Here is a 20,959-nt window from a genome sequence, read left to right as displayed (position 1 = left end):
GCGTTACGGGGTGACGAGCGAGGACGAGGCGTTCGACGGCTAGTTCCGCGCGGTCGCCGTACCCGAAGGCGGGGCCGAGGTCGAGGGTGGCGGCATGATTGTGGCGTTCCCGTCCGGGGCCGCGGGGGCGGTGGAGGTGTCCGAGGAGGGGGGCGCGCTCAGGGACGCGTCGGGTGTCGCGGGCGAGGCGGAGGGCGACGGGCTCGTCGCGGGCTGTGGGCCGGGGTGGCTGGGCTCGACCGGGGTCGTACGGCCGGGCAGCAGGAACAGCCCGACACTGAGGCCGACGATTGCCAGGACGGAGCCGACTGCCCTCTGCGCGGCCCGTCTCCGGGAGCGGACACGCACCCCTGCCCAGAGACGTTCCCGGTGCTTCGGCTCGAACGGTGCGGGCGCCTCGGTGTCGCGCATCATCTGTGCCAGCTGCCGCTCGAAGTGATCCATGGGGTTCTCCTTCACTGCACCGGCTCGTTCACATGGCCCAGGAGCTGCCTCAGCTGCGCCACTCCGCGTGCGGCATGGGACCGAGCCGTGCCCACGGGGCACCCGAGTGCCTCCGCCACCTGCCCCTCGGGCAGGTCCTGGTAGTAGCGCAGCACCACCGCCACCCTCTGCTTCGGCGACAACTGGGCCAGCGCGGCCTCCAGCCGAGAACGCTCCACCACGTCCGCGGACACATCGCCGACCACCGCCGCCTCGGGCAGCTGTTCGACGGGGCGTTCACCCCACCAACGCCGCTGCCCCGAGCGTGCCGCCGCACGCATCATCACCTTGCGGACGTACGGCTCCGGTGCCTCATCCGCGACCTTGGGCCAGACGAACCAGAGCTTGACCAAGGACTCCTGCAACAAGTCCTCGGCCCGATGCCGATCGCCTCCCACGAGCAGACGGGCCAGGTGGAGCAGCGCCGACCAGCGGGCAGCCACGAACTCGTCGAACGCACGGGCTCGACTCTGCTCCATCCGCACTGTCCCTGTTCTCGCCGGTTGCCTACACCCTGTAGAAGGCACTGGCACGCGGCCCACGATGCACCTGCGGCCCGTGATCTGAATCACATGACATGTCGACGACAAGCGCGAGAGGCTCCTTTGTCCCGTCCCCGGGCGACTGCGACACCCGCTTCGACGTGGACTTCAGCGTGCTGGGCGGAGACGGGTGGTCGCCGCTGACGTCGTCGCACCGGCCGAACGGCTCGGGGTGCTGAGGGAGTGCCGGCCGACGATGCCGGCGCAGTGGGCCCGGCGGATGGCCGAGAACGCCGACGGGGCGGCGTGCGCCGACGCGGTGTCGGGGTACGCCGCCCTGGGGCGGGACGGGTTGGGGCGGCATCTGCCGAGGTGCGGGGGCACGGCCACGGCCACGGCCACGGCCGGCCCCAGGTCGAGCCGGGCGCCCATGTACCGGACGGAAGGTGCCGTAGGGGCTCACGTTCGACCAGAAGAGCGCGGTCGGCCCACGCCGGGTGCCGGGTCAGGACTGGCGGGTGCAGACGATGTTCTTGTCGCCGTCCACCTTCCAGTACCAGTACGGCTGCCCGGCATCCGACGGACAGATCTGGCCGCTGTACGACTTGGGTGCCCGGAAGTAGCCGGTGATCTGCACGATCGAGTAGCCCGCGAGCGGCACACGGTCGGAGTTGCAGTTCCAGACCACCATCAGATCGGCCTGGACGCTCCCCTTCAGGTCGGCGGGAAAGCATTGGCCCTTACGGAACTGACGCGACAGACAGAGGGTCGTGTCGAACCCGTCGTCCGCCGAGTGGTGCCACTCGCCGCGGCCGTTTCCGCTGCCGCAGTCGTAGGGGGAACCGGAGGTGGAGGTGGCGCTGGTGACATAGACATAGGCGTTGGCGGAATCGCAGCCGACCCGGATGGGTACCGAGGCGCTCCACCTCCCGTGCCCGTCGTCGTAGACGTTGAGGCAGTCGCCGGAACGCACGGCGCGGAACGCCAGGTCCGTGGCGTCGGGGGTGGGCGTGGGGGTGGGTGTCGGGGTCTGTCTCGCAGTGGAACCGTAGGCACTCCCGCCGGACGCGGTGCTGCTGGTGCTGCCCGTGGTGCTGTCCGTGCCCGAGGACTCCCAGGGCCGCCAGATCACGAGTACGAAGAAGAGGACCGGGATGAGCAGCCAGCCGCTGCCGGAGGACTTCTTCGCCACCGGTGTTGTTGGTGTCGTCGGTGTCGGTGTCGGTGTCGGTGTGGGTGTGCGGCGAGGTGCCGACGCGGACGACGACGAGGACGACGGCGGCCGTGCTGACGAGGCACGGGCACGCCGCGCGGCGCGTTCCCGTTCGGCTCTCTCGTGCTCCTCGGCGGCGCGCTGCCGTTCCCGCGCGGCGCGCTTCTCCGCCCGTTCCCGTTCGGCTCTCTCGTGCTCCTCGGCGGCGCGCTGCCGTTCCCGCGCGGCGCGCTTCTCCGCCCGTTCCCGTTCGGCCCTCTCGTGCTCCTCGGCGGCGCGCTCCCGTTCCCGCAGGACCCGCTCGCGTTCCCGCAGCCGCCGCAGGTGCGCCTCGCGCTCCTCGGTGTACATCCGGGTGGTGTTCGGCGGCGGCACCACGCTCGTGCGCTGGTCGACGGTCGGAGCTTCCGGTTCGATCCGGTTCGTGCGCGCGAGGTCCCGGCCCTGGGCCGCGTACTCCCCGATCAGCGCCGTCCAGCGCGGCGGCAGCCAGCGACTGCCGCTGTGCGTCGCCGGCATCCCGGCCTGGTCCGCCCGGAACCGGCCGAGCAGATCCGCGGGCGTGGGGCGTTGGGCCGGGTCGGTGGCCAGGCAGGGGCGGATCGTCGGGACGAGTTCCTTCGGCAGCCCGCCGAGGTCGAGTTCGCCGCGCTGGACCCGGGTGAGCAGGCGCAGGGTGTCGCCGTCCGCGCGGTACGGCGGCCGCCCGGTGGCCAACAGGAACAGGGTCGCGCCCAGCGAGTACACGTCCGAGGCGGCCGTGGACGGCTCGCCGCGCGCCTGCTCGGGCGAGGTGAACGCGATGGTGCCCAGGGTGAGACTGGTGCGGGTGAGGTCGCTGGCATGCGAAATGCCGAAGTCGATCAGCCGGGGGCCGTCGAGCGGCAGCAGAACGTTCTGCGGCTTCACGTCCCGATGCACGATGCCCTCCCGGTGGAGGGTGACCAGTGCCTCCGCGGTGCCGGCCGCCGCCCATCGCACGGCCGATGCGGGCAACACCCCGCAGGTGCGCACCAGTTCGGAGAGCGGGGGAGCGGCGATGTAGTCGATGGCCATCCAGGGCCGCTCGGCGCCCGGGTCGGCGTCCCGTACCCGCGCGGTGTGCGCGCTGTCGACCCGTTGCGCGAGAGTCACCTCCCGGGCGAACCGCCGCCGGTCGACATCGCTGACGTCCCCCTCGGCGAGCAGCGTCTTCACCGCGACGAGCCCACCGGCGCCCTCGGCTCCCGGGCCGGGCTCCTCGGGGCCCTGCCCGCCCTCGCTCCGGGCCAAGTAGATCCGCCCCATGCCGCCGGAGGCCAGCCGCCCGATCAGCCGGTAGGGCCCGAGCACCGCCGGATCGTCCGCGCCCAGCGCCTGAACCCGCGCCCCCGCCATGTCACTCCCCCTGTCGCGCCACCGCACCCCCACCACGGTGGCACGCGGGCGCCCACGAGGCCATGGGTCGGACCTGTCCCGGACAGCGCGCCCGGATCCGGGACAGGCCCGGGACACATGCAGCAGCGCCGCCGGGGGAGCGGCGGCGCTGCTGGTCAGTGATGCCGGACGGTGTTACGGCAGGCCGTGCACGTGCGGGGCCACCGCGTTCGACCAGGCGTTGCCCGACTTGGCGTCCCAGTTGGTCGACCAGGTCATCGCGCCGCGGAGACCCGGGTAGGTCTTCGCGGGCTTGAACGTGCCGCAGTTGGTGCCGACGGCCAGGCAGTCCAGGGCCGCGTTCACGACCGACGGAGAGACGTAGCCGCTGCCCGCGCCGCTGGTGGAGGCGGGGACACCGAGGCCGACCTGGGACGGGTCGAGGCCACCCTCCAGCTGGATGCAGGCGAGCGCGGTCAGGAAGTCCACCGAGCCCTGCGAGTAGACCTTGCCGTCGCAGCCGAGCATCGAACCGCTGTTGTAGTACTGCGTGTTGACGACGGTCAGGATGTCCTTGATGCCGAGCGCCGTCTTGAAGTACTCACCCGAGGTGGACTGCATGTCGATGGTCTGCGGCGCCATCGTGATGACGAGGCCGGAGCCCGCCTTCTGCGACAGCGAGCGCAGCGCCTTCGTCATGTATGTGGAGTTGAGACCGTTCTCCAGGTCGATGTCGACGCCGTTGAAGCCGTACTCCTGGATGAGCGAGTAGACCGAGTTGGCGAAGTTGGTGGCGGAGGCGTCACTGTTGACCGAGACGGACCCCTTCTCACCGCCGACCGAGATGATGACGTTCTTCCCGGCTGCCTGCTTCGCCTTGATGTCGGCCTTGAACTGGTCGACGGTGTAGCCGTTCAGGCCCGCCGTGTCCAGGTTGAAGGTGACGGCACCCGGCGTGGTCGTGGCGTCGGCGAAGGAGACCGCGATGATGTCGTAGTTCGCGGGCACGTCACTGAGCTTCTGCACGGTCGCGCCGTTGTTGAAGTTCTGCCAGTAGCCGGTCACCGCGTGCCTCGGCACCGAGGTGCCGGGGTTGGGGTTGCCGCCGCCCGACTGGGCCGTACGCCCGCTGACCGCCGCGGACTTGACGGACTCACCGGCCGCGTTGGTGGCGGTCACCGTGAACTGGTACGCCGTGTCGGCGGCCAGCCCCGTGATCGTGGCGGAGGTCCCGGTGGACGTGGTGGCCTTCGCACCGTCCTTGTAGACGGTGTAGCCGGTCGCGCCGGACACCGCGTTCCAAGACAGGGCGATGGAGGAGGGTGTGGTCGCGCCGACGGTGAGACCGGCGGGCGCTGAGGGGATCTCCGGCCCTGGGTCGGTGCCGCCACCGCCGTCGGGGCCGCTGACCGAGATGTCGTCAGCCAGGTAGGCGGCCTGCCCGTACCAGCCGTGCGTGTACACCGTGACCGAGGTGGTGCTCGGGCCGGTCTTGAAGCTGGTGGTGAGCTGGGTCCAGCTGCTGGAGCCGGGGGACCAGGTCGACACGTCGGTGGTTCCGGTACCGCTCGCGCCGATGTACGCGTACCCGCCCTGCACCCAGGAGCTGAGTGTGTACGTCGAGTCGGGCTTCACGGCCACGGTCTGAGTGCACTTCGCGTTGTCCTGGCCGGCCGGGGTGGCCTTGAGGGCGGCGGTGCCACCGTGCACGGGGGAGGAGACGGTGGTGCCGCTGCCGCCGGAACAGGTCCAGTTGGCGAGCCCCGACTCGAAGCCCGCGTTCTTGGCGACGTTGACATCGGCGGCCTCGGCGTTGCTGACGAGACCGGTGGCGGTCAGCGCGCCTGCCGCGAGGACGGCCATGGCTCCGCCGAGGAGCGGCCGGGTGTGACGCCTGCGGATTCTGTGACCGCTGACGGGGGAAGGTTCCACTTGCTGCCTCCGTGGGGGAGTTGGGGATGCCGGACCGGGTACCTGGACTGAGCCGGTGGGGTCGACCGGCGGTACCCGGGCTGTCCGGGGGGTGGCGCAAAGATGAAGGGGGAGTGCAGTTGAACGACGGTGGTCACCGCTGGCCGATAAACTGGTCCAGACCAATCAAGTTGTCAAGACCTCTGGCGATGCCGGCTGTGCGCGCTGTGCCTGCCGGGGTACTCCGTGGCCGCCCCGTCAGCCACCCCCGAACGGCCGTTCAGAGGTTCCGCAACGGCCGTGGCTCCCCAACAAATTGACGATTTGTTGAGCTCGCGTGCCCCTCGTGCGGGTGACGTGGCCCAGATGCTCGGACAGTGACGATCCGGCCCCACTGGAGCCCTGTGCGGCAGGTTCCGCATCCGGCCTGACGTGCGGAGATGAATCTTCGACGACAGGTAATCGGAAGGTGGATTCGTAACACTCCGCAGTGGTACAGGAGTTAACGATTTTCGATTTGATCCGATTTAGCATGGAGATGTTGTGCAGGCGACCCGCACAGGTTGTCGTACTGGCCTCCGAAAAGTGTTCTCTGCCAGGTAGGACGTGGATAAAGTGCTGAGGCAGAACCGCGGAGCAGGAGCGATTGCGGCCGACGTCATGACCGTCGTTTGGCCGGAGCCGAAACGGGGAACAGCGTGCCGACCGCAATAGCAGTGACCAGTGCTGATTTGGTACTACCTCCGACCGACCAGCAGACGCCGACAGCGGCCCTGCTGCAGGCTCCCGACGCCCAGGCGTTGGAGATGGCCATCGGTGACATGCACGTGCTGCTCGAACAGCACGGCTACGTCGTCGCCGTCTACCCGACCGGCATCGCGCCCGCCCACGAACGCCGGCTCTACTCCGTACGGTCCGTGCTGGAGAGCGACCGCATCGCTCTGCTCAAGGTGGACCTCCCCCCCTTGGGCGTCGCCGTACTCGTAAGGCAGCTCCGCCAGTTGTCCATCTGTGACTTCAGCCCGGGAGTGGTCGCCTCCGCCGCCCGGCTGTTGTCCCACTACATCCACGCGGGCGCCCTGCTGAACTCCGTCACCAAGTTCGACCGGGTCCCGGTCGACCTCAGGACGCACGCCAAGTCGTGGGTGCCGGGCTCCCAGTTCGCCGTGGTCGCGGGGCCGGAACCGCAGCTCGTCAAGGTCGGCCCGAAGGCGGACCCACCGACCGGCCCGGAATTCGCCACACATCTGATGATCGCCAAAGGGCAGTCGCAGTCCGAGTGGGTGAAGCAGACCCTGGCACCCGCGTGGCAGGTCCAGTCCATTCACGAGGCCGCGCTTCCTTCGGATTCCCCGGCATGGTGGGGAACCGGAAAACTGGTTGAATTCGCCGCCTATCTTCCAGACATCTCCATCCTGTACCAGCTGGTGTCCTCCGTACGTCGCGAGAACTGCCACTGGTGCGGAATGGACCTCATCGGTGACCGCTGCGGGTTCTGCTCCTCCCCGCTACCCGCAGCCGAGAGCCGAATGCACTCCGCCGGTGTCCTCAGCCAGGGAGCGCCCGCACCACCGCAGTCCTAGCGCTTCCGCTTTCCTCCGTAGACGCCCTCCTGTCCGCTGCCCCACGCATCCGATTCGAACGAGGTTGTCCGGCCCATGAACTCCCGCCAGCGCCGCGGCGTGATACTCCTGCTTTTGTCGGTTCTGTGCGCCTTCGGCGCCTTCGCCGGCGTGCTCTCGGTGATCAGCGACGTCAACACCAAGGTCGGCCCCGAGGTCTCGGCCTATCAGCTGAAGTCCGACGTAGCGCCCTATACCGCCCTGTCGTCCGGTCAGTTCGAGAAGATCTCGATGCCGAAGCGCTGGCTCTCCACCAACGCGGTGACCGACCTCTCCGAGGTGAACGGCAAGATCGCCGTCACCCAGCTGCGCAAGGGCTCGCTGCTCCAGTCCGACATGATGCAGAAGCGCCCCGAACTGCAGCCCGGGGAGCAGGAGATCGCCATCATGATCGACGCCGCGACCGGCGTCGCGGGCAAGATCACCCCCGGTGCCACGGTCAACATCTACGCCACCTTCGCCGGTGAGCGCGACGGCGACCCCTCCCAGTCCAAGGTCATCGTCTCCAACGCCAAGGTGCTGGACGTCGGCAAGCTGACCGCCCTGGAGCCGAACCGCGACGGCAAGTCCAACATGGGCACCGAGGCCGTCCCGATCACCTTCGCGCTCAACACGCTCGACACCCAGCGCATCGCCTACGCCGAGTCCTTCGCGGAGCACGTACGCCTCGCGCTCCTGGCCTCCGGCAGCGACAGCACCATCCGCCCGGGCGACCGCACCTACACGATCGACAAGGACAAGTGAGGATCGCATGACCACCAGGATCCTCCCGGCCGTCGGTGACGTCGACGCGGCCAGATCCGTCACCACCCTGCTCAGCCAGCTCCCCGACGCGGAACCGGCCGCTCCGGTCACCGACTCGACCCAGCTCATCGACACCCTCGCCCGGCTCGCGGGCGAATCGCTCGACGAACTGCCCGAGGTCGTGCTGGTCCACGAGCGGATCGGTCCGGTGCCCGCGCTGGAACTGATCCGGGAGGTCTCCCTGCGCTTCCCCGCCATCGGGGTCGTGCTGATCACCGCCGACGTCACCCCCGGCCTGTTCGCGTCCGCAATGGAGTCGGGGGCGCGAGGTGTCATCACCCTGCCCCTGAGCTACGAGGAACTGGCCAACCGGATCCAGTCCGCCGCCCAGTGGTCCGTCGGCGTCCGCCGTCACCTGAGCACCGGGGCCGATGTCTTCACCGGCCCCGGCGGTACCGTCATCACGGTCAGCGGCGCCAAGGGCGGCGTCGGCGCCACCGTCACAGCCGTACAACTCGCCCTGGCGGCGCAGGCGTCCGGACGTACCGTCGCCCTGGTCGACATGGACCTCCAGGCCGGCGACATCGGCTCGTACCTCGATGTGCAGTTCCGGCGCTCCATCGTCGACCTGTCGACCATTACCGACATCTCGCCGCGTGTCCTGTCCGATGCCGTGTTCACCCACGGCTCCGGCCTCTCGCTGCTCCTGGCACCCGGTGAGGGCGAGAGCGCCGAGGAGGTCAGCGACCGGTCGGCCCGGCAGATCGTCAGCGCCTTGCGTTCGCGCTATGAGGTCGTGGTCATCGACTGCGGCAGTCAGCTGCAGGGAGCGAGCGCCGCGGCCATCGAGATGGCCGACACGGCGCTGCTGGTCACCACACCGGATGTGATCGCGGTGCGCGGTGCCAAGCGCCTCGTACGCATGTGGGAGCGGCTCCAGATCCGCAAGGCGGAGGAAACGGTCACCGTCGTCAACCGGTTCATCCGCAACACCGAGATCCAGCCGCAGCTGATCGAGAAGATCACCGGGACCCGGACGGCGAACACAGCCGTTCCCGCGAACTTCAAGGAACTCCAGAGCGTCGTCGACGCGGGCCGGCTGCACGAACTCGATTCCAAGAGCACCGTCAAACAGGCCCTCTGGGCCCTTGCGGGCGAGGTGGGCATCGTGAAGGTTCCTGACAAGGCGGAGAAGAGCGCCGCGAAGAGCGGTGCGAAGGCCGGCGGAATGTTCAAGAACGACCGAGGCTCGATCGGGCGCCCACGCGTCGGCCGACGCGACGGCGACGCCCGGAACCGGGCGACGACCAAGGGGGCAAGTTGACCAATGGCAGTTACCGAGACGACAGACACGGAGATACGGGGAAGGCGTTACGGTGATCCGTCCCCGGCGCGGGGCCTGACGCGTGACCGGATGTACGGCCGCCTGCTCGGCCGCAAGCGCGACCGCGGCCAGACCGCGATCGAATTCCTGGGTGTCACACCGCTGATCATCCTGCTGATGATCGCGCTCTGGCAGTGCGCGCTGATCGGCTACACGTTCTCCCTGGCGGGGAACGCGGCGGACAAGGCGGCGCACCAGGGGGCCATCACGGAGGGCCTGCGGGTGCAGGAATGCCGGCACGCGGCCAAGGAGCACCTGCCGAAGGCCTGGCGGAAGTCGATGAAGCAGACGAAGTGCCGTTCCAAGTCCGGCATGTACACGGCCGAGGTCAAGCTGCAGGTGCCGGTCCTGGTGCCCGGCATCCTCAACTGGAAGTACCCGGTCACCGGCAACGCGGCGTTCCCGCTGGAGGGCTGAGCGATGAGCATGCGCACGCACACACCAGGCGGGACAGCCGACGCCACCCGCCGCGACCGCGGCCAGGTCGCCATCGAGTACCTGGGCTTCATCCCCCTGCTGCTCCTGGTCGGTCTCCTCGCGATCCAGGCGGGCCTAGCCGCGTACGCCGCCAACCAGGCAGGGACCGGGGCCCGCGCGGCAGCCCGCATGGCCAGCATGTCGTCGGGCGACTGCGACGAGCAGGCGGGCAAGGACGCGATGAGTGGCTGGACCGCCGAACGGGCCGACATCGACAACGAGTCTTCCTCCCTCGACGAAGTCACCTGCACCGCCCACGTCGAAGTGCCCGACATCCTTCCGGGCATCAACATCTGGAGCACGGCCGAACGAAGCTCCACGATGCCCCGCACCTGACCGCCGCGGAGCACGGCACCGCTGCCTCACCGGCGGATCAACAAGCAAGTGGGAACGAGGAGTTACGCAATGAGTCTGCGGGCACGCATGACCGCCCCCGAGAAGAGCGGCGGGGGGCGGGAGGACAGCCACATGGTGGCCACCTACCGCGCCAAGCTGCTCGAAGAGATCGACCTGGCGGAGATGTCCTCGCTCGCCGCCGCAGACCGGCGGGCCCGGCTGGAGCGCGTGCTCAGCCACATCATCAGTCGTGAGGGACCGGTCCTCTCGACTGTCGAACGCACCCAGTTGATCCGTCGGGTGGTCGACGAGGCCCTCGGTCTCGGCATTCTGGAACCACTCCTCGAAGATGCGTCCATCACCGAAATCATGGTGAACGGACCGGACCAGATCTTCGTCGAGCGCAGCGGCAAGGTCGAACAGCTCCCGATGCGTTTCAGTTCGCACGAGCAGCTGATGCAGACCATCGAGCGCATCGTGTCGACCGTCAACCGCCGAGTCGACGAGTCGAACCCCATGGTTGACGCGCGTCTACCCAGTGGTGAGCGTGTCAACGTGATCATCCCGCCGCTGTCGCTGAGCGGTGCGACGCTCACCATCCGACGGTTCCCGAGGGCCTTCACGCTCCAGGAGATGATCAACGTCGGGTCGCTCGACGAGCAGATGCTGATCCTGCTCGCCGGCCTCGTCCAGGCCAAGCTCAACGTCATCGTCTCCGGCGCCACCGGTACCGGGAAGACGACGCTCCTCAACGCGCTTTCCGGCCTCATCCCGGACAGCGAGCGCATCGTCACCATCGAGGACTCCGCCGAGCTCCAGCTCCAGCAGAGCCATGTGATCCGGTTGGAGTCCCGCCCGGCGAACGTGGAGGGGAAGGGCCAGATCACCATCCGTGACCTGGTCCGCAACTCCCCGTGGTGGTGAATCGCTCGACATGCTCCAGGCGATGTCGACCGGTCACGACGGCTCGCTCGCCACCGTCCACGCCAACAACGCCGAGGACGCGCTCATGCGTCTGCAGACTCTGGCCTCGATGTCAGAGATCAAGATCCCGTTCGAAGCACTGCACGACCAGATCAACAGCGCGGTCGACGTCATCGTCCAGCTCACCCGGCACGCCGACGGCTCCCGCAAGATCACCGAGATCGCCGTCCTCGACTCGCACGGCCGCGATCCCTACCGCATCGTGACCGTCGCCCGGTTCGACGCCCAGCCGATGGACGCCGAGGGGCGGATCAACGGCGAGTTCAACTACCTCCCGCTCCCGCGCAAGATTGCCGAGCGTCTCTACATGGCCAGCCAGCCCATCCCGCAGGCCTTCGGGGTCGCCGAATCCGCCGAACAGCTCGCCACCCGAGAGGCCAACTAGGTACCGTGCCATGACGAATCTCCCCCTTCTCACGATCGGCGTCACGCTGCTCGCCGGCGTCACGGGCGTCGCCGGCCTGCACGCCTACTCCGGAGGCAAGGCCGACCGGGACGCCCTGGTGGACCGCCTTTCGCACACCGGCCACATCCCGGAAACCGGGCGCCGCCGCCGCTTCCGAGGGCTCGACAGCAGGCTGCGCAAGACTGGCCTGGGCCGCAAACTCGAACTGAAGCTGGCCGCCACCGGCCTCGACATCACACCGGGCGAGTTCTTCGTCTACGCGCTTGCCGCCATGGCCGCCCTCTGGATGATCGCCTCGTCCCTGCTCGCCAGCTTCTTCGGCCCGGTCGCCGCCCTCATCGGTCTCTGGGGCACCAACGCCTTCCTGAACTGGCAGCGGACCAAACGCACCGAGCGCTTCATCAACCAGCTGCCCGAGCTCGCCCGTATCCTCGCCAACGCCACCCAAGCCGGCCTCGCGCTGCGTACGTCCATCAGCATGGCGGCCGACGAGATGGAGGACCCGGCGGGCGAGGAACTGGCCCGGGTTTCCCGACGCCTCGCCGTCGGCGAACCCCTCGAAGACGCGATGAGTGAACTGACTGACCGGCTGCCGTCCCGTGAACTCGTCGTTCTCGTCACGACCCTCGTCCTGTCCAACCGGGCCGGCGGTACGGTCGTCAGCTCGCTGCGCAACCTCACCGAGACTTTGGAGGAGCGCAAGGAGACCCGGCGCGAGGTCAAGACCCAGCTCTCCCAGGTCACCGTCACCGCCTACGCCGTCCCGATGTTCGGCCTGGGCGCCATGCTCCTGATGAACGCGGTCATGCCCGGCGCACTCGACCGCATGACAGGTGCCTTCATCGGTCAGGTCGCGGTGGTCATCTCCATCGCCTTGTACGCGATCGGATTCATCGTGATCCGCCGCATGTCCCGGATCGACGTCTGATGGGCGGGGCGTACATGGACCTGCTGCTCGCCGGGGTCATGGGTCTGGCGGTCTACGGAGCCATCGCCGGTATCCGCATGTACCGGCGCGACGTAAAGCTTCCCGGGGACCTCGCGATTGCCCTGGAGGTCGGCTCCACCCGGACCAGCGCGGTCGGCTCCGGCATCGACCGACTCGGCATGCGCTGGGCCCCCATGGTGCTGCGGATGATGGGGCCCAAGGCCGTCAACAAGAAGCGCCGCCAGATCGACCTGGCAGGCAACCCGGGCGGTCTGACCATCGACCGCTACGCCGCACGCCGTGCCGTCTACGGCGGCCTCGGCGCGCTCGGCGCTTTCACGATGCTCATGCGTGGCCAGATTTTCCTTGCGCTGCTGCTGATCGCCTTCGGCCTCTTCTGGGTCGAGGTCGGCATCTGGTCGGCGGTCCGTGTCCGGCGCGACCACATCGACCGGACACTCCCGGACTTCCTCGACGTCCTGGCTGTCGTCGTCTCGGCGGGCCTCGGCTTCCGCCAGGCGCTGGGACGTGTCGCCGAGAAGTACGAGGGTCCCTGGGCCGACGAACTCCGCATCACCCTGCGCCAGATGGACATGGGTGTCAGCCGCCGCGAAGCCTTCGAGCAGCTGCGCAAGCGCAATGACTCGGAGCAGGTCGCCATGTTCGTGACCACGCTCCAGCAGGGCGAGGAGCTGGGTGCGCCGATCGTCGAGACGCTGATCCAGATCGCCAACGACATGCGGCGCACCGACGCCCAGAACGCCCGCCGGAAGGCGGCCCGGGCCGTCCCCAAGGCGACCTTTGCGGTCACCACCTTCCTTCTCCCCGGAACCCTGGTACTGCTGACGGTCGGCTTTGTCTATGGAGCCAACATCGACTTCGGCTTCCTCACGGGCCAGTGATGTGAACGCGTTGGACGGTGGGCAAGACAGGCGAAGGGAGGTGACAGGCTCGTGTCGTTCCAACTCGGCAGCATCCACAGTGGACTGAACGCAGAGGTGCGTCAGGCGATAGCCGATCCCGGTTCGCGCCCGGCGTTCGCGATCCAGCTGAACGCGCTCCAGGCGATGTGCCGGCAGGTCTTCGGGTTCCGGCTCGCCATGATCGCCATCGCCACCCCGTTCGCACTCGGCCACACCGCCTCGGGCCTGGCCTCCTGGCTGATCGGGTCCGCCATCCTCGTCACATTCATGGGCTCGTACGTCCTGTTCCGCGACTGGGAACGCTTCGGTCCCGTCCTGCTGCGCCACCCCTGGCTGCTCGGCATAGACGCCTTCTTCGGCGCCCTGCTGCTGATCACCGCCGGCCCCGAGTCCACCCTCGCGTACGTCACCGTGTGCACCCCGCTGCTGGCCGGACTCGTCTCCGGCTGGCGAGGCGCGGCGGTGTTCGCTGCGCTCCAGACCGTCATCGTCCTCGGCGTGTACAACACCGACCCGAAGCTGCAACCCGCCGATGCCACGGCGGTCCTCCTCCCCGGCTTCTGCATCATCGCGGGCGCCGTCGGAGTCACCCTGCGCAACCTGCTTCTCCGCTTCGGTACGGCCAGCCAAGCCCTCACGGAGACCCGGGCCCGTCTCGCGGTCAGCGAGGCCGTGGAGGGCGAACGCACCCGCCTCGCTCGGGAGATGCACGATTCGGTCGCCAAGACCCTGCACGGCCTGGCGCTGGCCGCCGACGGCCTGGCCGGCTCGTCCGACCGCATGGACCCGCTCACCGTCAAACACCAGGCCGAACTGGTCGCCCGCGCCGCCCGCCGCGCCGCCGCCGAATCCCGGGAACTCCTCTCGGACCTGCGACGCGAGTCCGGGCTGGACGGCGGAGTGGACGTCGTACGCGAACTACAGGCCCGCGCGGACGACTTCACGCGACGTCACGCGCTCACGGCCACTTTCCGCCTTCTCAACGAGACACCGGTCCCCAACGTCCCGCAGGCGGTCGCGCGCCAGCTGCTCACCGTCGCCTCCGAAGCGATGGAGAACGCCCACCGCCATGCCCAACCCACCTACCTCGTCGTACTGGTCGGCGTGAAGGGCGATGTCCTGCGCGTCAGCGTGTACGACGACGGGCGCGGCCTGCCCGCAGGCACCACGCTCGACGACCTTCGGCACGCCGGGCACTTCGGCCTCGTCGGCATGGTCGAACGGGCGGCGTCCATCGGCGCCCGCATCCGTATCGGAAAGGGCCAGGCGGCCAAGGGCACCGAAGTACGCCTGGAACTCCCGATCGCCGCTCTCAGTACTGCTCCCGCTCCAGACGCACTACGAGTGAACTGATCAGCTCAGTACCACCCCACCCTCACCCCCCATAGAACCCTGAGAGGAGGTCGCAGATGCCGGACGATGTCTCCCGCGCGTCGGGCCAGAACTGGGCCGCACAGAATCACGCCTCCCAGCACACGTCCTCGCACGTCACCCCGCTCAACTCGGAACCCAGCTCCCACGCGTTCCCGGTTCCCGCTCCCGTCTCCCAGCAGTCCGCGGCATCCGAGTCCCTGCCTCCCTTCCCGGGGCCGCCGCCCGCGCCCGTCCCCGGCGCCCTTCGGGTCGTCGTCGCCGACGACAACCCAGTGGTCCGGGCCGGCCTGGGCGTCCTGCTCTCCGGCCGAGACGACATCGAGGTCGTGGCCGAGGCCACGGACGGCCGTCAGGCATACGACAAGGCCGTCACACACCGCCCGGACGTCGTTCTGCTCGACGTCCGCATGCCCGGCGTGGACGGCATATCCGCCCTGCCCCACCTCGTTCAGGTCGCACCTGTCATGATGCTGACCTACAGCCGTGAGAGTGAGATCGTCCACGAGGCGCTCCGCCTGGGTGCGAGCGGCTATCTGGTCCACGGCGAGTTCACGGCCGACCAGCTGGTGCAGGCCGTGCGCGACACCAGAGACGGCCGCGCCCACTTCACCGCCACCGCGGCCAATGCCCTCCTCGCCCATATGCGTCAGGGCCCCGGACCGCAGGGACGGCCGCTCCCGGAAGGACTCGGCGCCGCTCTGACCACGGGTGTTCCCTACCAGGGCCTCGGCTACGACGGCCACGGCCCGACTCCGGTCCAGCAACACGGTGCGCCTGCACATGCGCCGAAGCCTGAACCGGCTCCACCTGCGGCGCGACCAGCCCATAAAGCACAGGGTCTTTCGCAACTGCAACCAGTTGTGGCACAGTCTTCCATGACCAGGGGGCCAGGTGTGGCTCTCAACCGGCAGCAATACGGACTGAGTTCGCGGGAGGTGGAGGTCATGGAGCTGATCGCGTCCGGCATGAGCAATCAGCAGATCGCCGCCACCTGCTTCATCAGCGAGAAGACGGTCAAGAACCACATCAATCGCATCTTCACGAAGTTGCACAGCACCACTCGCAGCGAGGCCATCGCCCGCTGGCTCGGTACGGCTCCCACGGCGGGACCAGGGGCGCGCGGGGGCGGTGGACATCGTGGCTGAGCGGGAGAGCAGGACTGTCGTGGTACGTGCGGGGCGTGGGGCCCGGCACGTACCGGAGTCACAGGCCCAACTGACGCTTTGGGCCCGGGAATGGGCCCTGGGACCCTCCGGCGAGCAGGGTGTGCCGCCGTATGTTTCTCATGTCGCCAGCGGGTCCGGCCAGGAGGAAGCCGGAACCGCGGGCGGCACCCAGGAAACGTGCGAGTCGGCCGGCTACCGGTCGGCCGAACCCGGAGGGGAACATCATGTCGAACATCACCCTGAAGACCGCCGTCCGCGTCAACGGCTGGGCCAACACCGCGGTCAGCGCGATCCAGAAGCGTTACGAGGCCAAGGACCGCGGCCAGACGGCGTTCGAGTACCTGGGCATCATCCTGGTGGTCGTGGCGATCATCGGTGCGATCATGGCTACGGGTATCGGTGGCGCCATCTCGGGTCGGATCTCGGGTCTCGTGAGCTCCATCACCGCGGGCTGATGATCGGCCGCAAACGGCGCGATGCAGGGCAGGCCTTCCCCATCTATGTAGTGATGGTGGCGGGCCTGCTCTTCCTCGTGTTCGCGTTCTTTGCCGTCGGCAAGGCATCGGCCTTGCGCAATGGAGCCCAGGGTGCGGCGGACGCCGCTGCACTGGCCGCCGCTCAACAGACTCGTGAGGACTTTGAGGCGCCATTCCTCGCGTCGCTCCCCGGGAACATGTTGGAGCAGTTCCTGCGGACCCACGCGGTCACTGGGTGCCCAGCGGCTCAGGCACTTGCCGCAGCGAATCAGGCGGATGTCAACTACTGCCAGCCGCCGCCGATTGGTGGCTATCGAGACCGGATCAAGGTTGAGGTCGAGGGCCGTAAACCGGTGGACTCGTCGGTGATTCCCGGTACGGAGGAAAAGGTCGCGAAGGCCACGGCCACTGCCATTGTCGAGTTCCGTTGCCCCGGCTGGAAGGCCCTGGACTTCAACGATGACGGTGTCCAGGACTTGTACATCTTCACGTGCGGGGACGCCGGGATGGTCGAAATCGCGCCGAGCAGTCCCCCGCCCTGGTCCCAGGTGAGCAAGATTCTCTACGACGTGCACCTGGTCGACAATTGACAGCGAACAACGAGTAAAGGATTCCGAACCCATGAGCATTCGGCGCTCCACGAAGTCCCGAAGGGTAGTGGCAGCCGTCTCACTGACGGCGGCCATGGCCTTGGCCGTCGCCGGTTGCGGTGCTGATGACGGTGGCAAGGCGAAGGACACTGGTTCGCCGTCCTCCTCCACGCCTTCTGAGTCCTCCGACGGGGACAAGGGGGCGAAGCAGGAGGACACCGCTGCCGGGGAGAATGTGGACCCGAATGTGAAGCTTGCCGAAATCAGGGGCCAGCGCGGAATCACACTCGTCATCAATCAGGTGAAGCGGGACTCCGGTGGCTTCGTCACGGTGCAAGGCGAAGTCAAGAACGGGAGCGACACGAACCAGCCCACAAGCGGCTGGGCGGGTACCGAGAACCTCATCGTGGAGAAGAACCCCAACTCGGTCGCAGGCGCCGCGCTGATCGACAAGGCGGGGAAGAAGCGCTACTACGTTCTCCGGGACACAGACAACCGCTGTCTCTGCACCACAGGAATCCTGCCGCTCCAGCCCGGCGGATCGACACCGGTATTCATGCAGTTCCCGGCGCCGCCCAGCACCACGACCGAGGTCGACTTCATGCTGCCGACCTTCGCCACCACCTCGCTGAAGATCTCCGGGTGACGGCTGACATGAACCACGTCCGTACTCATCGCAGGCCCCCGCGTCTCGCGGGACAGGCCGTCGCGGCTGCGCTGCTGATGGCGAGCGTCACCGTTCTCGGAGCTTCGAACGCCTCTGCTGACGACGGCCCAAGCGTGCCGCCCGGCACCGAGGCGACGTCAGTGCCTCCTGTGAAGCTCGATCCCAATGACCCAGACCTGAAGATGCCCGAGGGCGGCACACTCGCCCCCGCCAAAGTGCTCGACATCGTCCAGGTGATCGAGGACGAGGGCGGCGAAGAGCGTCGCGAGGACAGTAACGCGAACGTCAAGTTCGCGCTTCAGGCCGAGGTCCTCTTCGGCAAGGACAGTGCCAAGCTGAGCTCTGCCGCCAACTCCCGTATCGCTGCGATCGCGACCGAGATCAAGAAGCAGAACGCCACCAAGGTGCGCGTCTTCGGCTTCACCGACAACCTCGGCTCCTCCGCCCACGGTGACGTGCTGTCCAAGCAGCGCGCCAACGCCGTGCAGGCGGTGCTGGTGAAGGATCTGGGGTCGACCGTGACCTTCGAGATCCGTGGCTACGGCGAGCAATACCCGATCGCCGACAACAGCACGGAAGAGGGCCGCAAGAAGAATCGCCGCGTGGAGGTCTCCTTCCCGCGCGGCACGACTTCCTGAGGCACCCGCACAGGGGCCCGGCACCGCGAGCGCGTCGCGGTGCCGGGCCCCTGGCTGTTACAGCAGGTGGTCGGCCTTGCCGGCCTTGATGTCGCGGATCATCTGCTGAAGCGCTTCGCGGCTGTCGGTGAGGTAACGATCCTCCTCACCCCGGATCGCGATGAATCCGTTGCCTTCGGAGTCTGTGCCGAGCCTGAAGCAGTTGTTTCCTTCGCCGCAGTACGGCTCTTCCCAATGGATGTCGGACATGGCGAACTTCCTTAGATTTGGCTGGAGATCGCGTGAATGAAGTCCCTGGACGCGGCAGTGGACAGTGAAGCGTCCTCCATCCAGTCCAGGTGTGCGCGGTATTTCGTCAGTTGAGCGTCGGCATGCATGAATTCAGGGCCGTGAGCCGAATCGAGCTGCACGGTATCGAGCTGGGGCACGACGCCATGGGCATAGAGGAGCGCGTGTCCGGCGCCGGGGAACGCGCCCCGATCAACTGGAATGACCCGCACCTCGATGTGCTCACGCTCTGACATCTCGCAGAGATGGACCAGCTGCGCCTGCGTGGCGTCCCGGCCGCCGAACTGCATGCGCAGGGCGGCCTCGTGGACGTAACCCACGTAGTCGATGGGCGATTCCCGGTCGAGTACCTGTTGCCTCTCCATCCGGTGCGCAACCCGCAACTCGATCTCCAGACGGGACAGCTCGGGCAGCACGGCGCCGAACACCGCACGGGCGTATTCGTCGGTATGGAGCAGGCCAGGAAGATGGACGGTCTGCGCTGTGCGGATACGAGTCGCGTGCCATTCGAGCTCGGCGATATCCAGCAGGCCCGGTGGGAGCGTGCCCCTGTACTGCTCCCACCAACCACGTTCGCGCTGCTCGGCCATCTCCGCGAGTGCGTCGACGTATTGGGGGTCGGCGCAGGCGTAGTTGCAGGCCAAGGTGCGGACGCGCGAGGGCGCGATCGGGCGCACACCGACCTCCATGTTGGAGATCTTCGTACGGTCGATGCCCAGCAAGCCCGCCGCGTAGACGGTGCTCGCCTCTGCTGCGACGCGCATCTTGCGCAGTTCGGCGCCGAGTCGCTTCTGGCGCTCTGTTGGAGTGGAACTGCTCGGCATGGGCCCTCTCTTCCAACGGACTGTGGACACAGTCTGCCGCTGCAGTGGGAGCCCAGTCCAACGAGAGAGAGGCAATTGCCTCCAATCCCGCGGCAATAGTGCCAATGTTGCGCTACTTTAAGTGATGCACCGCTCACGCGACGAGCCGGAAGTGCATCGCGCGGTCCTGCCCGCAACCTCCCGCCCTGGGAGGGGCAGTCCCGCGCCAGGGAGACAAGCCACTGCTCGTCCATAACGCAACCGTGTGAGCCACTTGTGCGCACCCACGCGAAAGAGAGACGCCGCCAACTCGCCACCCTTGCAAGGGGAGTCAGTTCATGCACTCATCTCCACTCGCCGCACTCTGCCCGGCCGTCGCCGAGACGCGTACGCCGGTCCCGTATCCGTATCCGCATCCCGGCAGCCCGCATCCCAACCCGCAGCCCTACCTGCGCTCCAAGGGGCGCTCCGCACGTGGGCTCGCGCTGAGTTTCACCCTCCCCGGCGACATCCGCAGCGCGCTCATCGGCCGTACCGCGATCGCCGCCGCTCTCAAGACGCACGGGCTCGCCCCGTACATCTGGCCGGCCACGCTCGCGGTCGCCGAACTCATCACCGTGACCGCCAGGATGAGCCCGGGCAAGGAGCTGTACGTATCCCTGCGCCACCGGTACGACGCGCTCCGCCTCCTCGTCTGGGACCAACATCCCCACCACCCCGAACCGGACATGACCACACTCTGCGAGACGCGGCGTCGGCAGGCGCTCTGGCTGCTGGCCGCTGTTGTGGACGACTGGGGTGGGGAGTGGGATTCCTGCCAGGCCTCTCCGCCGCTGCGTGGCACCAAGTCTTTGGTCGTGCTGCCCCGTTGACGTTCGCGATCTCATTGGTGGCATGTCTGACGGCGGTGGATGCAGAATCCGCCCTCGCTGCGGCATGCAGGTGGTGACGTCCTGCGACGGGTTGTCCCGCGCGATACCTCTTCCTGAGGCGCCTGCGCACACAGGGGCCCGGCATCGCGAGCGCGTCGCGGTGCCGGGCCCTTGCTGTTACAGCAGGTGGTCGGCCTTGCCGGCCTTGATGTCGCGGATCATCTGCTGAAGCGCTTCGCGGCTGTCGGTGAGGAAGTGTTCCTCCGCACCCGCGACAGCGATGTAGCTGTTGCCCTGTTCGTCGCTTCCGATCCGGAAGCAGGAGTTGCCTTCTCCGCAGAATGAGTCTTCCCAGTTGACGTCCGGCATCGGTCATCTCCTCAGAGTTGGCGTGCGATGTTGTGTGTGAAGTCCCGCGACTCGTCCGGCGACAGTGCGATGCCCTCCATTCAGTCCAAGTTGGCCCGGTACTTGAGCAGTTGCACGTCCGTGTGGACGAAGAGCGGTCCGAGCGAGTTGTCGATCTGCACGGTGTCGAGCTGAGGCACCGGTCCTCTGCGTACAGGACGGTCTGCCCGGCGCCGGGGAAAGCTCCTGCCTCGAAGGGGATGACCTGAAGCGTCACATTCGCCTGTTCGGGCTTCTTCAGCAGGTGGTCGAGCGGGCGCTCTGGCTGCTGGCCGCTGTCGCGGGCGACTGGGGCGGGGAGTGGGGTGCCCGCGAGGCAGGCCCGCCGCACCAGGGCGCCAAGTCCCTGATGGTGGTGCCCCGTTGACATTCCCGAGCAAGATACTGTGCCCCGTCGAACCCCGAGGATGCGTCGACCGGGTGCCTCA

The 20,959-nt window shown here is 67.9% G+C and carries 23 protein-coding genes and 1 pseudogene; 16 read left to right on the top strand and 8 right to left on the bottom strand.

Features of this window, described 5'->3' with window-relative positions; all coding sequences use genetic code 11:
• Positions 1-39 precede the first annotated feature (39 nt).
• From IEZ15_RS02645 to IEZ15_RS02625, 5 genes are all read right to left on the bottom strand, one after another.
• Positions 40-444: a cellulase gene (locus tag IEZ15_RS02645; RefSeq protein WP_189273796.1), complete on the bottom strand. Its 405-nt coding sequence runs from the start codon at positions 442-444 to the stop codon at positions 40-42.
• An 11-nt stretch (positions 445-455) separates the two neighbouring features.
• A complete protein-coding gene (locus tag IEZ15_RS02640) occupies positions 456-962 on the bottom strand; it encodes a SigE family RNA polymerase sigma factor (RefSeq protein ID WP_114246358.1) in 507 nt (168 codons plus the stop codon).
• Between the two features lie 171 nt (positions 963-1,133).
• On the bottom strand, positions 1,134-1,397 hold the full coding sequence (locus IEZ15_RS02635) for a hypothetical protein (protein WP_189273794.1): 264 nt from the start codon (positions 1,395-1,397) through the stop codon (positions 1,134-1,136).
• A gap of 73 nt (positions 1,398-1,470) precedes the next feature.
• Positions 1,471-3,555, bottom strand: a complete 2,085-nt coding sequence (locus IEZ15_RS02630) for a serine/threonine-protein kinase (protein WP_189273792.1) — start codon at positions 3,553-3,555, stop codon at positions 1,471-1,473.
• A 174-nt stretch (positions 3,556-3,729) separates the two neighbouring features.
• Positions 3,730-5,397 carry a chitinase gene (locus tag IEZ15_RS02625; RefSeq protein WP_189273983.1) on the bottom strand — a complete coding sequence of 556 codons (1,668 nt, stop codon included), beginning with the start codon at positions 5,395-5,397 and terminating at the stop codon, positions 3,730-3,732.
• A 764-nt stretch (positions 5,398-6,161) separates the two neighbouring features.
• Here IEZ15_RS02625 and IEZ15_RS02620 point away from each other — a divergent pair.
• From IEZ15_RS02620 to IEZ15_RS02555, 14 genes and pseudogenes are all read left to right on the top strand, one after another.
• Positions 6,162-7,028, top strand: coding sequence for a hypothetical protein (locus IEZ15_RS02620; RefSeq protein ID WP_189273790.1), 867 nt, complete (start codon positions 6,162-6,164; stop codon positions 7,026-7,028).
• A 75-nt stretch (positions 7,029-7,103) separates the two neighbouring features.
• A complete protein-coding gene (gene cpaB, locus IEZ15_RS02615; protein ID WP_114246363.1) occupies positions 7,104-7,811 on the top strand; it encodes a Flp pilus assembly protein CpaB in 708 nt (235 codons plus the stop codon).
• Between the two features lie 7 nt (positions 7,812-7,818).
• Positions 7,819-9,135 (top strand): CpaE/TadZ family protein, encoded by a 1,317-nt coding sequence (locus tag IEZ15_RS02610; RefSeq protein WP_189273789.1) that lies wholly within the window; start codon positions 7,819-7,821, stop codon positions 9,133-9,135.
• Between the two features lie 3 nt (positions 9,136-9,138).
• Positions 9,139-9,612 (top strand): TadE family protein, encoded by a 474-nt coding sequence (locus tag IEZ15_RS02605; protein WP_189273786.1) that lies wholly within the window; start codon positions 9,139-9,141, stop codon positions 9,610-9,612.
• A gap of 3 nt (positions 9,613-9,615) precedes the next feature.
• On the top strand, positions 9,616-10,008 hold the full coding sequence (locus IEZ15_RS02600; protein WP_229845695.1) for a TadE/TadG family type IV pilus assembly protein: 393 nt from the start codon (positions 9,616-9,618) through the stop codon (positions 10,006-10,008).
• A 69-nt stretch (positions 10,009-10,077) separates the two neighbouring features.
• Positions 10,078-11,377: pseudogene (locus IEZ15_RS02595) on the top strand (TadA family conjugal transfer-associated ATPase).
• Between the two features lie 10 nt (positions 11,378-11,387).
• The gene (locus tag IEZ15_RS02590; RefSeq protein WP_189273784.1) at positions 11,388-12,326 is read left to right on the top strand and encodes a type II secretion system F family protein; all 939 of its coding nucleotides are present in this window, start codon (positions 11,388-11,390) and stop codon (positions 12,324-12,326) included.
• Positions 12,327-12,340: 14 nt separating this feature from the next.
• A complete protein-coding gene (locus IEZ15_RS02585; RefSeq protein WP_189273979.1) occupies positions 12,341-13,228 on the top strand; it encodes a DUF5936 domain-containing protein in 888 nt (295 codons plus the stop codon).
• A gap of 51 nt (positions 13,229-13,279) precedes the next feature.
• Positions 13,280-14,602: a sensor histidine kinase gene (locus tag IEZ15_RS02580; RefSeq protein WP_189273782.1), complete on the top strand. Its 1,323-nt coding sequence runs from the start codon at positions 13,280-13,282 to the stop codon at positions 14,600-14,602.
• 56 nt (positions 14,603-14,658) lie between these two features.
• Positions 14,659-15,768 (top strand): response regulator transcription factor, encoded by a 1,110-nt coding sequence (locus IEZ15_RS02575; RefSeq protein WP_189273780.1) that lies wholly within the window; start codon positions 14,659-14,661, stop codon positions 15,766-15,768.
• A gap of 245 nt (positions 15,769-16,013) precedes the next feature.
• Positions 16,014-16,244 carry a hypothetical protein gene (locus tag IEZ15_RS02570; protein WP_189273778.1) on the top strand — a complete coding sequence of 77 codons (231 nt, stop codon included), beginning with the start codon at positions 16,014-16,016 and terminating at the stop codon, positions 16,242-16,244.
• Entirely contained in the window at positions 16,244-16,855 is a 612-nt protein-coding gene (locus IEZ15_RS02565; protein WP_189273776.1) for a pilus assembly protein TadG-related protein, read from the top strand. The genes IEZ15_RS02570 and IEZ15_RS02565 overlap by 1 nt, the downstream gene beginning before the upstream one ends.
• A gap of 31 nt (positions 16,856-16,886) precedes the next feature.
• Positions 16,887-17,501 (top strand): hypothetical protein, encoded by a 615-nt coding sequence (locus tag IEZ15_RS02560; protein ID WP_189273774.1) that lies wholly within the window; start codon positions 16,887-16,889, stop codon positions 17,499-17,501.
• Positions 17,502-17,509: 8 nt separating this feature from the next.
• The gene (locus IEZ15_RS02555) at positions 17,510-18,160 is read left to right on the top strand and encodes an OmpA family protein (protein ID WP_189273977.1); all 651 of its coding nucleotides are present in this window, start codon (positions 17,510-17,512) and stop codon (positions 18,158-18,160) included.
• Positions 18,161-18,217: 57 nt separating this feature from the next.
• Here IEZ15_RS02555 and IEZ15_RS02550 read toward each other — a convergent pair whose 3' ends face one another.
• Both IEZ15_RS02550 and IEZ15_RS02545 read right to left on the bottom strand, forming a co-directional pair.
• Positions 18,218-18,409 (bottom strand): hypothetical protein, encoded by a 192-nt coding sequence (locus IEZ15_RS02550; RefSeq protein WP_189273772.1) that lies wholly within the window; start codon positions 18,407-18,409, stop codon positions 18,218-18,220.
• An 11-nt stretch (positions 18,410-18,420) separates the two neighbouring features.
• On the bottom strand, positions 18,421-19,272 hold the full coding sequence (locus IEZ15_RS02545; RefSeq protein WP_189273770.1) for a helix-turn-helix domain-containing protein: 852 nt from the start codon (positions 19,270-19,272) through the stop codon (positions 18,421-18,423).
• Between the two features lie 317 nt (positions 19,273-19,589).
• On the opposite strand from IEZ15_RS02545, the gene IEZ15_RS02540 reads away from it, so the two are divergent.
• Positions 19,590-20,123 (top strand): ATP-binding protein, encoded by a 534-nt coding sequence (locus IEZ15_RS02540; RefSeq protein WP_189273768.1) that lies wholly within the window; start codon positions 19,590-19,592, stop codon positions 20,121-20,123.
• 177 nt (positions 20,124-20,300) lie between these two features.
• On the opposite strand, the gene IEZ15_RS02535 is transcribed toward IEZ15_RS02540, so the two are convergent.
• Entirely contained in the window at positions 20,301-20,492 is a 192-nt protein-coding gene (locus IEZ15_RS02535) for a hypothetical protein (RefSeq protein ID WP_189273767.1), read from the bottom strand.
• A 283-nt stretch (positions 20,493-20,775) separates the two neighbouring features.
• On the opposite strand from IEZ15_RS02535, the gene IEZ15_RS46340 reads away from it, so the two are divergent.
• Positions 20,776-20,898, top strand: coding sequence for a hypothetical protein (locus tag IEZ15_RS46340; RefSeq protein WP_268250332.1), 123 nt, complete (start codon positions 20,776-20,778; stop codon positions 20,896-20,898).
• Positions 20,899-20,959 lie beyond the last annotated feature (61 nt).

It is taken from the genome of Streptomyces atratus (assembly GCF_014648655.1).
Taxonomy (GTDB): domain Bacteria; phylum Actinomycetota; class Actinomycetes; order Streptomycetales; family Streptomycetaceae; genus Streptomyces; species Streptomyces atratus.
The sequence above is the reverse complement of the archived record's forward strand: the minus strand, read 5'-3'. Positions and strand labels throughout refer to the sequence as shown.